Raw genomic sequence first — 16033 nt, 5'->3', positions numbered from 1 at the left:
AGTAATATCTTCTGGCTGTTTTTAATGACAAGCTAAAGCCTTATTTACTGATTTTTAATCGCCTTGATGATATTGGTTGTTGAAATACCATCTTCAAAGTTCAATACTTTGACTTCTCCGCCCGCAGCCCAAACTTCTTCACTGCCAGCAATTTCTCCCGGTTTATAATCGCCCCCTTTTACCAATACATCCGGCAAAACATCCGCAATCAATCGCTGTGGCGTATCCTCCTCAAACGGCACAACCCAATCCACCGCGCCCAGAGCAGATAACACAATCATGCGTTGTTCTAATGGATTAACAGGACGGCTCTCACCTTTCAGACGTTTAGTCGATGCATCACTGTTAACAGCAACAATTAACCGATCACCCAGTTTACGAGCATTCTCCAGATATGAGACATGACCTGCATGCAGAATATCAAAGCAGCCATTAGTCATCACAATCCTTTCACCACGTTGACGAGCATCAGCAACAGCCTGTTTAAGCTGAACTTCAGTCATCACACCAAAACCCGTTTCAGCACGACCACGGATAGCATTCTCCAGTTCAATCGGCGAAACAGTCGATGTACCCAGTTTGCCAACAACAACACCCGCAGCAACATTCGCCAAGAAACAGGCTTCATTCAGTAACTTTCCAGCCGCAATCGCCGTTGCCAACACACCAATAACCGTATCACCGGCACCAGTGACATCAAACACTTCTTGCGCCTGCGTAGGCAAATGTAATGGCGGTTGATCAACACTTAATAAACTCATCCCTTGTTCAGAACGGGTAATCAGTAATGCCTGGAGATCCAAATCCCGAACCAATTGAGTTCCCTTCTCAACTAATTCATTGTCATCTTTGCAGTGGCCCACGACCGCTTCAAATTCAGACAGATTTGGCGTTAGCAAAGTTGCGCCACGATAACGCTCAAAATCATTACCTTTCGGATCGATCAACACCGGGACTTTGGCCGCGTTTGCCAGTTTAATCATGTCCTGAACCTGACTCAGCGCACCTTTGGCGTAGTCAGATAGAACCAATGCGCCAATATGGGGTAACGCCTGTTCAATGCGTTCAAACATCGGCTGCGCATCGACATTATCGAAACCTTCTTCAAAATCTAAGCGAATTAATTGCTGGTTACGGGAAAGTACCCTCAGTTTGGTAATTGTCGGATGGGTTGGAACAGAAACAAAATCACAGCGCACCTTAACACTGCGCAGTTTCTCATTCAGTGCATGTGCGGCGTCATCAATCCCAGTCAAACCGATTAAATGTGAATTTGCCCCAAGAGCCGCAATATTCATAGCAACGTTAGCTGCGCCTCCCGGACGTTCTTCAATAGTATTTACTTTTACTACAGGCACCGGCGCTTCCGGCGAAATCCGGCTAGTCGGCCCATACCAGTAGCGATCTAACATAACATCACCAACGACTAAAACCTCTGCGCAGTGAAAATCCGGGAGTGTCATTTTCATCCCTTGCTCCAAATATTAGATATTAAATTGGTGCCAAATATTATCATACGACCATAAAATCCCTACACCAAACCGTTATTGTTCACCTAACCACTGTTGCCAACTACGACGTACCCGCTCTTGTTGCTCACTGAAACAATGGGTTGATACTCGACTGGAAAGCGTCTGTAACGCCAAATGATGTAGTTCATCACGCATAGAAACGTAAGCCTGTGTTAATGCGGCTGCCTCATCTTCATCCATAATTTCATAAGCCGCCATTAATTGGAAAATCCGTACATTATCCGACCAACGCACCAAACGCTCATTTTCAGCAGCATAACGAAGCACCAAATATTGAGCGATAAATTCGATATCAGTGATCCCCCCAGGATCAGCTTTAATATCAAATTGATCTGAATGGTGACTGCCTAAATGTTTATGCATCTTTTCCCGCATTTCCCTTACCTGCTGACGCAACAAAGCGGGTTCTCGTCGCGTACATAACGTCTGATGGCGTATCCGCTCAAAATCCCGGTGCAAGTTTTCATCACCAAATACCATACGGGCACGTACCAACGCCTGATGTTCCCAAGTCCACGCTTGATTCTGCTGATAATCTGCAAATGCGCCGATGGTACTGACTAACATGCCTGATTCCCCGGAAGGACGCAGGCGGACATCCACGTCATACAACACGCCAGAGGAGGTTCGAGCGCTGAACAAGTGCATAATTCGTTGGGCCAGACGCAAATAAAATTGCCGGGCATCAATCGCTCGATCGCCATCGGTCATCACATCCACCGGGCAATCAAGCAGGAAAACTAAATCAAGATCAGAACCGTAACCCAACTCCCAACCACCCAATTTGCCATAACCAATCACAGCAAATCCCAGACCTTGCCGCTGACTCAAATGTGATGGAACACCATAACGTTTTGCCATTTGTCCCCACGCCTGTTGAACGACTGCTTCAATAATCGCTTCTGCCAAGTAAGTAAGATGATCACTGACTTTCATCACCGGCAACACGCCAGTGATATCCTCCGCCGCAATCCTCAATAATTGCGCTTGCTTAAACTGGCGGAGCGCCTCTAGTTGCTGCTCTTCATCATCCTCAGGTATCCGCAACAAATATTGTCGCAATTCATCTTTGTAAGCATTCAATGGCAAAGGTTGATACAGGAATTGTGGATCAAGCAGTTCATCCAGCAACAATGGATGGCAGGCAAGCTGAGTCGCAATCATCGGTGAAGCAGCACACAACCGGATAACATGTGTTAATACAGCTTCCGATTCAAGTATCAGTTCCAGGTAAGTTGTACGGCTGACAATACTTAATAACAACGGAATAACCCGCTCTAGCACGATATTGGCATCTTGTCGCAAACAAACTTTTGCCAACAAACGTGGCATCAGATGGTCAAGCACATCACGCCCACGCGGGCCAATGGTTCTTTTGCCCACATCATGACGGAACACAGAAATGATATGCAATATCTGTTGTGCAATCGCTTCATCCAAGTGCGGAGCTAGTATGATCAACTCTTCTTTTTCGAGATTTTCCAGCCACAGACTTTTAAATGGCACATGACAAGGTTCCTCTTCACAATTATCACTGTCATCGCCAATTAATTGCGTAAAAATGGCCCGAACAGCCCCCATCTGACTGTTCAATTCAATTGTCAGAGCTTCCCAATTTTCAAATCCCATGCCCCACGTCAGTCGTGCACAATTCAATTCATCTTCTGGCAGAGTCTGGGTTTGTTGATCGTTAATTGACTGTAAAAGATTTTCTAGCCGCCGCAAAAAGAGGTAACCGTCAGTAAGTTGCTTCACCTGTAATGGTTGCAAAAACGCTAACTGCGCTATTATTTGCAGAGTTGGTAACAACGCCTGAGATTGCAAACACAGTTCACGCCCACCACGAATAAGCTGGAACACCTGGGCGATAAATTCGATTTCACGAATACCACCAGCGCCTAGTTTGATATTGTCTTTCAAACCACGGCGACGCACTTCCCGTTCAATCATACCTTTCATATTTCTCAGGGATTGAATCACACTGAAATCAATGTAACGGCGAAAGACAAACGGTCTCAGCATCCGGCGTAGCTCTTCACCATACTCTTGGTTGCCATAACCCATAATCCGCGCTTTCACCATCGCATAACGTTCCCAATCACGCCCTTGCTCTTGATAGTAATCTTCCAATGCAACAAAACTGAACACCAATGGGCCACTATCACCGAATGGACGCAAACGCATATCCACCCGATACACAAAACCATCCTCAGTTTGCTGATCGAGCACTTTGATAAGACGCTGCCCCAAACGGGTAAAAAACTGAGCGTTATCCATTTCACGACGGCCGCCTTGGGTAAGACCGTTTTCAGGATAGACAAAAATCAAATCAATATCAGAAGAAAAGTTCAGCTCGCCACCGCCGAGTTTTCCCATACCGAGAATTAACAGTGGTTGCGGCTCGCCCCGCTCATTACAAGGGGTTCCCCAATCCTGACAACAACGCTGATATAACCAGTCACGGGCCGCAATAATCAACGTTTCAGCCAACATACTGAGTTGTTGCAGCGTCTCCTGAGTCGTAATGCTATGCAGTGCCTGCAACCAAGCTATTCTCACCAGTATCTTGTTACGAAACTGACGTAAAACCCGCATAAGAGTATTTTCATCCTCTACTGATGCGAGTAACTGTTGCAACCATTCAGTATATTGGTGCCACTCCTGCGCTTTAGGTGGATGTTGGCGGATCTCAACTAACCATTCAGGATGAGCTTGCAGATTTTCAACAACAAAATCACTCAGTAACAACACAGCCTGCTCATGAACAGAAAAAGGCTCAACACTTAACGTCAGTTGTTGAAAATGTTCAGTCACACGTTGTAACTGAGCCAGAAGCGGGGTTGAAAGTGGCAACATAGAGAATTCCTTTATTTAAGCGGAGAGATTTATTAACCACATAGTCAGTGCCAGCTTACATTGCAAATAGAGCGAGCTATAACATAGCGTTTCAGTTTCTGTTTCCATATCTAATAATTTCTGGTTAATAGCAACTAATTGGTTATCCAACTGTTTCGGCGCACTAGGATATTCGATCGTCTGATGAATCAAAGTCAGTACTTGCTTTAAACCATCCCGACCATCCGATAAACCGGCCAACCAGCGTTCCTCTTGTTCTTGCCAATGGGCCAACATTGACGTAAGTACCGAAGATAATGACTGCTGCATATCAATTTCTACCTGAGTTGAAAGCAAAGCTGCCTTTGGTTTTCCCTGAGCTAACTGATAACCACGAGCGGCTTTACTTTTATTTCCTTGCCGCAAGCCGTTTGATTTTGCCAACTCAACCGCCAATGCTAATACATCGGTTATAGTTCCTTGCTTTAACTCCAATTCAAACTCACAAATTGGCTCCTTGCGATTGGCGGCGATAATTTCTCCCTGATCGAGCACCACTTCAATCTCACTTTGTCCATAAGTTACCACCCACTTCTCCCGCATAAAGTCAGTACTGAATAACGCATTCAAGCGGGATTGCAACGCTTCCACATCACAGTTGTCAGGCCAGATGTGCCGTGGAAACAGGGTCAATGCCAGTTCCGGCTTTACCAATGGCACATTATATTCCGGTCGCTGATGCAACCCGCCAACCACCTTACCGGCTGTTTTGATCGTCATCTCATACTGGTCATCAAAACCACGTATCCGCAACCCCATATCAAGACTGCGCAGTTGGTTATCCGACGTTTCAAAATAGATATTGGTTAACTTTTGGGGAGAAAAATAGTCATGAGGAAATAACAGTAACTGCTGACGAATTGCGGGAATAGCTTGTGGTCTGGCGATAAGTTTTAATTCAATTTCTACACTCATATCTGCACCATTGATGGCAATCTTTGCCCTGCATCTTACCTTGATTTCGCTTTTTTCCACGATGAGTAAGAAGAAAATTAAAATTTCTCTTTACTGCAAGTTATGATAGTAATTAACAGGAAATGTTTCGTTCAACAGACAACAAGCCCTGTATTCAATCGATTAGAAAAGTGTCATTTTGGTTTACCGATTGCTCTAGCAAACTTAACTCTTTACTATCAAATTCTAAACTCACCATATATAAAGAACAGTTGAAATCACAATGCGAAAATTACCTTTACTTCTTACGGCGCTATTGAGCCTAAGCTTTTCGCTGACTACCCACGCGGAAGAAAAGCGCTATGTATCTGATGAGTTATCTACCTACACACACGCCGGGCCGGGTAACCAATACCGTATAGCCGGTACACTCAATGCCGGTGACGCAGTCACGTTGATAAGCATCAATCGGGAGAGTAATTACGCTCAAGTTAAAGATGATAAAGGCCGTCTTGTCTGGCTACCAGTTAACCAGCTTAGTCATAAACCCAGCCTGCGTACCCACCTGCCGGAGTTAGAACAGGAAGTGAAAACATTGACGGATAAGTTAGCCAATATAGACAATAACTGGAATCAACGCACTGCCGATATGCAACTGAAGGTTGCCAATAGCAGTAACATTCTTGCAGAGTTGAAAAAAGAGAATGAGAAGTTGAAAAACAAACTGACGGTAGCAGAAAAAAAGCTCGATGCTGCAAATCTGCAACTTGATGACAAACAACGCAATATCATTCTGCAATGGTTTATGTACGGCGGTGGTGTTGCAGGCGCTGGTTTAATCTTTGGGTTATTACTGCCACATATGCTCCCACGCCGTAAGCGTAATGACCGTTGGATGAGTTGATTTTAAGGAGCATATTAGGTGAGAGTCTATCTAGTTGGCGGCGCAGTACGTGATCGCCTGCTAAATTTTCCTGTAAATGAACGGGATTGGGTTGTTGTGGGTGGAACGCCAGAAGAATTGCTATCCCAAGGATATCAGCAAGTTGGCAAAGATTTCCCGGTGTTCCTGCATCCCCAAACCCACGAAGAGTATGCGCTGGCACGCACTGAAAGAAAATCCGGCCAGGGATATACCGGTTTTACTTGTTATGCTGCGTCGGATGTCACACTGGAAGACGACTTGCAGCGCCGTGATCTGACAATTAATGCGATTGCTCAAACATCCACGGGTGAACTTGTCGATCCTTATCATGGTGTTGATGATTTAAACAATCGTATCTTACGCCATGTTTCTGATTCTTTCTTTGAAGATCCACTAAGGGTATTACGAGTGGCTCGTTTTGCCGCTCGTTTCGCCCACTTAGGGTTTACCATCGCCCCAGAAACACAGGCGTTAATGTCAAATATGGCAATTAACGGCGAGCTATCAGCACTCACACCAGAACGTGTCTGGAAAGAGACCGAAAAAGCCCTTATTACCCATTCCCCTCAGATCTTTTTTCAGGTTTTACGTGATTGTGGCGCATTGTCGGTGTTGTTTCCTGAAATCGATAATTTGTTTGGCGTTCCCGCACCAGAGAAGTGGCACCCTGAGATTGATACCGGTATTCATACGTTAATGGTGCTGAAAGTAGCGACTGAATTAACAGATGAAGTCGATAGCCGTTTTGCTGCTCTATGCCATGATCTTGGTAAAGGGCTGACTCCGCCAGAACGGTGGCCTCACCATTATGGACATGGGCCAGCAGGCGTTAAGTTAGTCGATCAATTATGCCAACGTCTGCGCATTCCTAATTCTGCCCGTGATTTGGCAAAATTAGCTGCTCAATATCATGATTTAGTACATACCGTTGCTCAATTGCGGCCAAAAACATTACTTAAATTGTTTGATGCCATTGATGCATGGCGTAAGCCTCAGCGAATAGAGCAATTGATTATCATCAGTGAAGCCGATGCACGGGGTCGTACCGGTTTTGAAGATACGCCATATCCGCAAGGCGATTATCTGCAACAGGCATTCAAAGTTGCCTGCCAGGTTCAAGTGAAAAACATTGTAGACAGTGGGTTACGTGGCGCGGACATTGGTCATGAGCTACGACGTCAACGTCAGCACGCATTGGCAGAATGGAAACAACGAGACAATACTGTTCAAAACAATGCTGTTCAAGGTAATACTGTTACCTGAAACATCCCCTGATATCAAACATTAGGCAATCTTCGAATTGATATCAGGGGAACCATTCTCTACATAAATACCCAGTAAACAGCGGCTGCCACAATAAAGCGGTAGATAGCAAACGGGATAAAAGATATACGTTTAATCAATGCCAGAAACGTTTTAATGGCGACTAACGCAACAACAAATGCAGTAATAAAACCGACAGCAAACATTGGGATATCAGAAGCACTCAAAAAGTGTAGGCTCTTATATAAATCTAATCCACTTGCCCCCATCATCATTGGTACAGCCAGAATAAACGAGAATTCTGATGCAGTATAACGATTAACCCCCATCAGCATTCCACCAGAAATTGTCGCGCCTGAACGGGAAAATCCCGGCCACAACGCCAGACACTGGAAGCAACCAATCATAAAAGCCTGGCGATAAGTAATATCATCCAGTCCTTCTGCTCTCGGTGTTTTAGGTTTCAAAATTTCGGCTGTAATCAGCAACACACCACCAATAACCAAGGCGTACATCACGCTTTGTGGGTTAAACAGCGATTTGATGACATCATGGAACAGCAACCCAAGCGTCACCGCAGGTAGCATTGCTAAAATAATATGGCTCAGTTTCAATTTGCCATTGGTTTTACCTTCGTGGGGAACGTCACCAAAGTGGATACCAATGAGTCCAAATAAGCGACGCCAAAACACTACTACCACAGCAAGGATAGATCCAAGCTGGATAATAACTTCAAATGTTTCAGCTTTATCGCCAGTAAATCCCAACATATGGCCAACGATAATCATATGGCCGGTAGAGGAAACAGGAAGAAATTCAGTTAGCCCTTCAACAACACCAAGAATAGCTGCATGAAACAAGGTAGAAAGGTCAGTCATATAGAGAAGTCGCCCATTAATAAATATCCGAAACAAGTAGCATGGAATAAACTCAGCTACCATTATTCCCATTGTCATTAATCAATTGACATAATTATCAAGCCTGGCATCACTGCATGCCAGTCTATGTAAGAACAATGACAATAATATGGCAGCCGAATTCACTACTGATCAGATTATTTTTTTCTTTCAATAATAACACCAACTTGACGAGCCTGCGCGACAGCGCCCGGTTTACTGACTTTTACCCGTACCCACGGCGAATTAAAACGGTTTAACAACAGATCCGCTACCTCTTCAGCCACTCTTTCAACCAGAGCAAAATTCTGATTTTCTACATGATTGATGATCGCTTCGCTAACTTTGGCATAATCCAGACAATATTCGACATCATCACTGGATGATGCGCGTTTATTATCCCATCCCATTTCGATATCGAACACTAACTTCTGTTTAATGGTCTGTTCCCAGTCGTAAACACCAATTGTGGTAATAACGACTAACTCCTCAATAAATACGATATCCATCACGTCATTTTCCTGTTTTTCAATTTGTCGGATACCACTTCCGACTAAATATGCGTATTATCCATGACTAGACTAAGAAAACGACCATTATTATTGGGGAGACATTATGAGTGCTATCGCGCTTGGCATGATCATCTTCGCGTATCTCTGCGGTTCAATTTCCAGCGCAATACTTATTTGTCGTCTGGCTGGGTTACCTGATCCTCGTCAACACGGTTCAGGCAACCCAGGCGCGACAAATGTACTGCGGATTGGTGGCCGCAGCACTGCGGCAATAGTACTAATGTGTGATGTTCTGAAAGGGATGATCCCCGTCTGGTTGGCTTATCAACTCTATGTTCCCCCTTTCTATTTAGGAATTACAGCAATCGCGGCTTGTCTCGGTCATATTTACCCGATCTTTTTCCAATTCAAAGGCGGTAAGGGTGTCGCAACCGCTTTTGGCGCTATCGCGGTAATCGGTTGGGATCTAACAGGTTTGATGATGGGTACCTGGTTGTTGACTATATTACTAAGCGGCTATTCCTCTTTAGGGGCAATTATTAGTGCCTTGATAGCACCGTTCTATGTCTGGTGGTTTAAACCTGAATTTACTTTCCCCGTCGCCATGCTCTGCTGTCTGGTGTTACTACGTCACCATGATAATATCCAGCGCCTGTGGCGCGGCCAAGAAAGTCGTATTTGGAACAAGCTCAAAAAGAAAAAAGAGATGACCGAAAAAGAAAAAAACCAAACAGAAAAAGAGCAAAGATAAAGACGATCAACAACAGAATCGGATAAAAACCAGCAACTCATTGAGTTACTGGTCTTTTATTTGAAGATTTATAATGCGGGTAATTCCGACAATGGCCAGCGGGCTTTGACTGTCACACCAAGTGAATCACTCACCTCTCCTTTTAGACGGATCATACCGGCAAGCGCAATCATGGCACCGTTATCTGTACAGAATTCAGGACGCGCATAAAATACTTCGCCACCCAATTTTGCCATGACTTCTTCCATCTTGGTGCGCAATGTACGATTGGCGCTGACACCACCTGCCATTACCAGTCGTTTGAATCCGGTCTGCTCAAGCGCTCTTTTACATTTAATCGCTAATGTATCAACTACCGCATCTTCAAAGGCACGGGCAATATCCGCTCTAGTCTGCTCATCATTGCTATTGCTATGAATAGTATTAGCAGCAAAAGTTTTCAATCCTGAAAAACTAAAATCCAGCCCAGGACGATCTGTCATCGGGCGAGGAAACACAAAACGCCCAGTTTCTCCTTTCTGAGCCATCCTGGAGAGTATCGGCCCCCCTGGATAATCCAATCCCAGTAACTTAGCGGTTTTATCAAATGCTTCACCGGCGGCATCATCTATTGATTCACCAAGCAGCTCATACTTACCAATACCCGTTACACTAATGAGCTGTGTATGACCACCAGACACCAGCAAAGCCACAAACGGGAATTCAGGACTGTTATCTTCCAGCATCGGGGCTAGTAGATGCCCTTCCATATGATGGACAGGAATCGCAGGAACATCCCAGGCAAACGCCAAAGAACGGCCAATCGTCGCCCCTACCAACAACGCGCCAACGAGACCAGGACCTGCCGTATAAGCCACCGCATCAATATCTTTACGGGTTAATCCTGCCTCTTTCAAAGCAGCTTGAATCAAAGGTACTGTTTTGCGGATATGGTCACGTGAAGCCAATTCAGGCACGACACCACCGTAATCAGCATGCAGTTTAATCTGACTGTATAATTGATTTGCCAATAAACCGGCTTTGTCGTCATAAATTGCGATTCCGGTTTCATCGCAAGACGTTTCTATACCTAAGACTCGCATTACACTACCTATATTTCACAGAAGAGAGCCAGTTTATCATTAATAAGATAATTTGCGCGGCTTACATGCTGACTATTTTTGCTGCTTAGTCTATAATCAGCCCTCTACGTAAAACTCCTGTGTGGTTATCGTCAATATTACGGAACTGATTTGCAGATCACCGTCGTAATGTTATTGTTTCAATTTGCGGCGGCGCTTTACAAAGCCGTGTTCATTGAAGTAAAATTCCGCACCATTTTAAGATGGCTGGCATCCCACGCCAGCAAGACCGATTTCTATTGAGGTGAGAGGCACATGCCGGTAATTAAAGTACGTGAAAACGAGCCATTCGACGTAGCATTGCGTCGCTTTAAGCGTTCCTGCGAAAAAGCAGGTGTATTAGCAGAAGTTCGCCGTCGTGAATTCTATGAAAAACCAACGACTGAACGCAAACGCGCTAAAGCTTCTGCTGTAAAACGTCACGCTAAAAAGCTGGCTCGTGAAAACGCACGCCGCACTCGTCTGTACTAATCCTTGCGGTTGATCCGCATAGTGATTGAATTTGCAGACAACAGTAGTTGCAGATAAAGGCCGTGCTTTCCGAAAGGGAGCGCGGCTTATTGTCGTTCATCAACAGGCGTAAAAGGGCTTATGGCTGGACGAATTCCGCGCGCATTTATCAATGATTTATTAGCTCGTACCGATATCATCGATCTGATCGATGTTCGTGTGCCACTTAAAAAACAGGGTAAAAATCACCACGCGTGCTGTCCATTTCATAACGAAAAGACACCCTCGTTTACTGTTAATGGCGATAAACAGTTTTATCATTGCTTTGGTTGCGGAGCTCACGGCAACGCCATCGATTTTCTGATGAATTACGATAGACTTGAGTTTGTCGAATCCATCGAAGAATTAGCTGCTATGCATGGTCTGGAAGTCCCTTATGAAGCAGGTTCCAGTAGCAGTCAGATAGAACGTCACCAAAGACAAAACCTTTATCAACTGATGGATAAGCTTAACAGCTTCTATCAAAATGTATTAAACACTCCCGCAGCACAACAAGCCCGGCAATATCTGGCTCAGCGTGGGCTTAGTGAAGAAATTATCCACCGTTTCTCGATTGGTTTCGCTCCCGCAGGTTGGGATAACACCTTGAAACGGTTTGCTCATAATGCAGAAGAGCATAAACAGTTAAATGACGCCGGAATGCTGGTCGCAAATGATAATGGCCATACCTATGACCGCTTCCGCGAACGAATAATGTTTCCAATCCGTGACCGCAGAGGGCGCGTGATTGCATTTGGTGGGCGTGTTCTGGGAGATGCACTCCCAAAATACCTCAACTCACCAGAAACTGAAATTTTCCATAAAGGCCGTCAGCTATACGGTCTCTATGAAGCACAACAAAATTACAGTGATCTTTCACGGTTATTAGTGGTTGAAGGTTATATGGATGTGGTAGCACTGGCGCAGTTTGGTATTGATTATGCTGTTGCCTCACTAGGTACTTCCACTACATCGGAACATATTCAATTACTTTTTCGTGCTACTGATAACGTCATCTGCTGTTACGATGGCGACAGAGCCGGGCGTGATGCGGCATGGCGAGCATTGGAAACAGCGCTACCTTATCTGAATGATGGTAGGCAGTTACGTTTTATGTTTTTGCCTGATGGCGAAGATCCTGATTCACTAGTCCGTAAGGAAGGCCGGAAAGCATTTGAACAAAGAATGGAACAATCTCATACATTGTCTGAATTTCTGTTTGAATCATTACTGCCACAAGTTGACCTGAGTAGCCCTGAAGGAAAAACAAAACTCAGTTCACTTTCTGTACCATTGATTAACCAGATCCCTGGAGAAACTTTGCGTCTCTATATGAGACAAGAACTTGGCAATATGATAGGCATTCCTGATGCAGTACAGTTGGAACGTTTATTACCGCAGCGTCTGGAGAGTGGGAATAATTATCAGATGCCGCAGCTAAAACCGACAACTATGCGTATACTTATAGGACTGTTGGTACAAAACCCACACTTAGCCGCTTTAGTTCCCCCCCTACAGGGAATTATGCAGGCCAAAATCGCAGGCTTACCATTATTCATGGAGCTTGTGGAGGTTTGTCTTACTCAGCCAGGGCTGACAACTGGACAACTGCTAGAACAATATCGTGATAATAAATTTAGTAAACAACTTGAAAAATTAGCTACATGGAACGATATACAAGTAGAAGAAATAGCAGAAAATACATTTCGTGACGCATTGGATCATCTCGTTGATTCAGCGTTAGAAGAACGTTTAAACATTCTTATCGCCAGGGCAAGAACAGAAGGCCTGACACCGGAAGAGCGCGAAGAAGTTCGCTTGATTAATGAATCCCGTGCCAGAAAGTAAACACTGAATTCACGGCTTAAGTGCCGCATTTGGTAGGGAAATAACCCTACATTTTGCCGCTATAAGTGGGCAGCGGCAATATAACGAAAACGCCCTTAAAAGTTATTGTTGGCAGATTAGTTTCGCCGACCGACACCAACCCAAATACTCTGAAGTGTGGATACCGTCTTATGGAGCAAAACCCGCAGTCACAGCTAAAGCTACTTGTCACCCGTGGTAAGGAGCAAGGCTATCTGACCTATGCTGAGGTCAATGACCATCTGCCGGAAGATATCGTCGATTCCGATCAGATCGAAGATATCATCCAGATGATCAATGACATGGGCATTCAGGTAATGGAAGAAGCACCTGATGCCGATGATCTGATGCTAGCAGAAACCGCTAACGACACAGATGAAGACGCTGTGGAAGCTGCTGCGCAAGTCCTGTCTAGTGTTGAATCTGAAATCGGTCGCACCACCGACCCGGTACGTATGTACATGCGTGAAATGGGTACCGTTGAGCTATTGACCCGGGAAGGTGAAATTGACATTGCTAAACGCATTGAAGATGGCATCAATCAGGTACAGTGCTCCGTTGCTGAATACCCAGAAGCAATCACCTATTTACTGGAACAATATGACCGTGTGGAAGCAGATGAGGCTCGCCTGTCAGATCTCATTACCGGTTTCGTTGACCCAAACGCAGAAGAAGACCTTGCGCCCACTGCTACTCACGTTGGTTCTGAGCTCCCACAGGAAGAACTTGATGATGATGAAGACGACGATGATGAAGACAGTGATGACGATAGCGATGGTGATGATGACAACAGCATCGATCCAGAATTAGCGCGCCAGAAATTCCAAGAACTACGACAACAGTATGATATTACCCGTCAGGAAATTAAGGATAATGGTCGCAACCATCCAAATACTGCGGCCGAAATTTTAAAACTTTCAGAAGTTTTCAAACAGTTCCGTCTGGTGCCAAAACAGTTTGACTATCTGGTCAACAACATGCGTTCTATGATGGATCGCGTTCGTCTTCAAGAGCGCCAAATCATGAAAATGTGTGTTGAACAGTGCAAAATGCCGAAGAAGAACTTCATCACTTTGTTCTCCGGTAATGAAACCAGCGACATTTGGTTTACTGCTGCAAAAGCAATGAACAAACCGTGGTCTGAAAAACTACTTGAGGTGGAAGAAGAAGTACAGCGCAGCCTGCAAAAACTTCGTCAAATTGAGGAAGAAACGGGTTTAACCATTGAACAGGTAAAAGATATCAACCGTCGTATGTCCATCGGTGAAGCAAAAGCTCGCCGAGCGAAAAAAGAGATGGTTGAAGCCAACTTACGTTTGGTTATTTCAATTGCCAAAAAATACACCAACCGTGGCCTGCAATTCTTGGATCTAATTCAAGAAGGCAACATTGGCCTGATGAAAGCGGTTGATAAATTTGAATATCGTCGTGGTTATAAGTTCTCAACTTACGCCACATGGTGGATACGTCAGGCAATTACACGTTCAATTGCTGACCAAGCTCGTACCATTCGTATACCCGTTCATATGATTGAGACAATCAACAAACTCAATCGAATTTCCCGTCAAATGTTGCAGGAAATGGGACGTGAGCCAACGCCGGAAGAGCTGGCAGAACGAATGTTAATGCCGGAAGACAAGATCCGTAAAGTACTGAAAATTGCCAAAGAACCTATCTCAATGGAAACGCCAATTGGTGATGATGAAGATTCACATTTAGGTGATTTCATTGAAGATACAACACTGGAACTGCCACTGGATTCTGCAACCTCAGAAAGCCTGCGTTCAGCAACCCATGATGTTTTAGCGGGTCTGACCGCGCGTGAAGCAAAAGTACTGCGTATGCGTTTTGGTATTGATATGAATACTGACCATACATTGGAAGAAGTCGGCAAACAGTTCGACGTTACCCGTGAACGTATCCGCCAGATCGAGGCGAAAGCACTACGTAAACTGCGTCATCCAAGCCGTTCTGAAGTTCTACGTAGCTTCCTTGATGAATAATTACAAATTTTATTCATTCTGACTAAAAAGCGTCTGCTTCGGTAGACGCTTTTGTCTTTTATATCGGAGACACTTTTTAAATCCTCTGACAATATGGTGTTTACACAGAAATATCATCACAAGTTCTCTGATATAACTCAATTAACACTCTCTCCAATCGATAGATAAAAAAATCGTTTTCCATTTGGTGATTAAAGAGGAATGAAAGGGACATAGTTATCATTAAAATAATCACGTATAGAATAGCTTTTTATCGGAATAATAATATGACCAGATGACGCAAAATCGCTTCTGAAAAATTAATCCAGTGACGGATAAAAACGTTAAATAGGCTATAAAAACAACTGACATATATCACTCCCCGTTTTCACTACTTACTAAAAACGCAATTTTGCACATAAAATGATCATACGAATTTACAAAGCTAGACCGCGAGCAAAACTGTACGTATAATCCCTTCCATCCAACGGCCCCTTAGCTCAGTTGGTCAGAGCAGGCGACTCATAATCGCTTGGTCACTGGTTCAAGTCCAGTAGGGGCCACCAGATTTCCTCTGTAAAAACAGATAGATAGACCACTCAAGCAAGAGTGGTTTTTTTATGTCTTTTAGCCAGTGTCCCCTTTTTGTCCCCTGAGAAAATTTTCATGTCCCTGTTGTGCCATTGTTCATACACAAGGAAGATTGTTTTTTGACCTAACGAACCAAACGCGAAAAAAATTTTCTGCCAATGAAAATATATCTACTTAACTTAGTTGATTTCAATTTTCTAATAGCCACGAGACCGCTCTAGCTGTCATTCCGCACCGTATTTCTGATTTAAAAATAGTGTGATCTTACACAGGTTTTTTGTATTGATGACATCGGTGGGGTTGACGGTAATCGCCA

General features: G+C 44.3%; 12 protein-coding genes and 1 tRNA gene. 7 read left to right on the top strand and 6 right to left on the bottom strand.

The window, feature by feature from the left end:
- Positions 1 to 44: 44 nt before the first annotated feature.
- The 3 genes from hldE to BA1DRAFT_RS09610 form a co-directional block, all read right to left on the bottom strand.
- Positions 45 to 1469: a bifunctional D-glycero-beta-D-manno-heptose-7-phosphate kinase/D-glycero-beta-D-manno-heptose 1-phosphate adenylyltransferase HldE gene (gene hldE / locus BA1DRAFT_RS09620; RefSeq protein WP_036778317.1), complete on the bottom strand. Its 1425-nt coding sequence runs from the start codon at positions 1467 to 1469 to the stop codon at positions 45 to 47.
- A gap of 75 nt (positions 1470 to 1544) precedes the next feature.
- Positions 1545 to 4388 (bottom strand): bifunctional [glutamate--ammonia ligase]-adenylyl-L-tyrosine phosphorylase/[glutamate--ammonia-ligase] adenylyltransferase, encoded by a 2844-nt coding sequence (gene glnE / locus BA1DRAFT_RS09615; RefSeq protein WP_036778316.1) that lies wholly within the window; start codon positions 4386 to 4388, stop codon positions 1545 to 1547.
- A 15-nt stretch (positions 4389 to 4403) separates the two neighbouring features.
- Positions 4404 to 5342, bottom strand: coding sequence for a CYTH domain-containing protein (locus BA1DRAFT_RS09610; protein WP_036778314.1), 939 nt, complete (start codon positions 5340 to 5342; stop codon positions 4404 to 4406).
- Positions 5343 to 5604: 262 nt separating this feature from the next.
- Between BA1DRAFT_RS09610 and BA1DRAFT_RS09605 the strand changes: the two genes are divergently transcribed.
- Positions 5605 to 6225, top strand: a complete 621-nt coding sequence (locus BA1DRAFT_RS09605; RefSeq protein WP_036778313.1) for a TIGR04211 family SH3 domain-containing protein — start codon at positions 5605 to 5607, stop codon at positions 6223 to 6225.
- A gap of 18 nt (positions 6226 to 6243) precedes the next feature.
- The gene (locus BA1DRAFT_RS09600) at positions 6244 to 7509 is read left to right on the top strand and encodes a multifunctional CCA addition/repair protein (protein ID WP_036778310.1); all 1266 of its coding nucleotides are present in this window, start codon (positions 6244 to 6246) and stop codon (positions 7507 to 7509) included.
- A gap of 59 nt (positions 7510 to 7568) precedes the next feature.
- Here the strand turns inward: BA1DRAFT_RS09600 and bacA are convergent, their stop codons facing one another.
- Both bacA and folB read right to left on the bottom strand, forming a co-directional pair.
- Positions 7569 to 8387, bottom strand: a complete 819-nt coding sequence (gene bacA / locus BA1DRAFT_RS09595; RefSeq protein WP_036778308.1) for an undecaprenyl-diphosphate phosphatase — start codon at positions 8385 to 8387, stop codon at positions 7569 to 7571.
- A gap of 176 nt (positions 8388 to 8563) precedes the next feature.
- On the bottom strand, positions 8564 to 8914 hold the full coding sequence (gene folB / locus BA1DRAFT_RS09590) for a bifunctional dihydroneopterin aldolase/7,8-dihydroneopterin epimerase (protein ID WP_036778306.1): 351 nt from the start codon (positions 8912 to 8914) through the stop codon (positions 8564 to 8566).
- A 106-nt stretch (positions 8915 to 9020) separates the two neighbouring features.
- On the opposite strand from folB, the gene plsY reads away from it, so the two are divergent.
- Entirely contained in the window at positions 9021 to 9668 is a 648-nt protein-coding gene (gene plsY, locus BA1DRAFT_RS09585; protein ID WP_036778305.1) for a glycerol-3-phosphate 1-O-acyltransferase PlsY, read from the top strand.
- Between the two features lie 68 nt (positions 9669 to 9736).
- Here the strand turns inward: plsY and tsaD are convergent, their stop codons facing one another.
- Positions 9737 to 10750: a tRNA (adenosine(37)-N6)-threonylcarbamoyltransferase complex transferase subunit TsaD gene (gene tsaD, locus BA1DRAFT_RS09580; RefSeq protein WP_036778303.1), complete on the bottom strand. Its 1014-nt coding sequence runs from the start codon at positions 10748 to 10750 to the stop codon at positions 9737 to 9739.
- 294 nt (positions 10751 to 11044) lie between these two features.
- Here tsaD and rpsU point away from each other — a divergent pair, with 294 nt between their 5' ends.
- From rpsU to BA1DRAFT_RS09560, 4 genes are all read left to right on the top strand, one after another.
- Positions 11045 to 11260 carry a 30S ribosomal protein S21 gene (gene rpsU, locus BA1DRAFT_RS09575; protein WP_001144069.1) on the top strand — a complete coding sequence of 72 codons (216 nt, stop codon included), beginning with the start codon at positions 11045 to 11047 and terminating at the stop codon, positions 11258 to 11260.
- A 120-nt stretch (positions 11261 to 11380) separates the two neighbouring features.
- A complete protein-coding gene (gene dnaG / locus BA1DRAFT_RS09570; RefSeq protein ID WP_036778302.1) occupies positions 11381 to 13126 on the top strand; it encodes a DNA primase in 1746 nt (581 codons plus the stop codon).
- Positions 13127 to 13296: 170 nt separating this feature from the next.
- Complete coding sequence (gene rpoD / locus BA1DRAFT_RS09565) at positions 13297 to 15147, top strand: RNA polymerase sigma factor RpoD (protein ID WP_036778300.1); 1851 nt, start codon at positions 13297 to 13299, stop codon at positions 15145 to 15147.
- Between the two features lie 468 nt (positions 15148 to 15615).
- A tRNA-Ile gene (locus BA1DRAFT_RS09560) sits at positions 15616 to 15692 on the top strand.
- The last annotated feature ends 341 nt before the right edge of the window (positions 15693 to 16033 follow it).

The organism is Photorhabdus aegyptia (assembly GCF_000612035.1).
Classification (GTDB): domain Bacteria; phylum Pseudomonadota; class Gammaproteobacteria; order Enterobacterales; family Enterobacteriaceae; genus Photorhabdus; species Photorhabdus akhurstii.
This window is presented reverse-complemented; position numbering and strand designations above follow the sequence as displayed.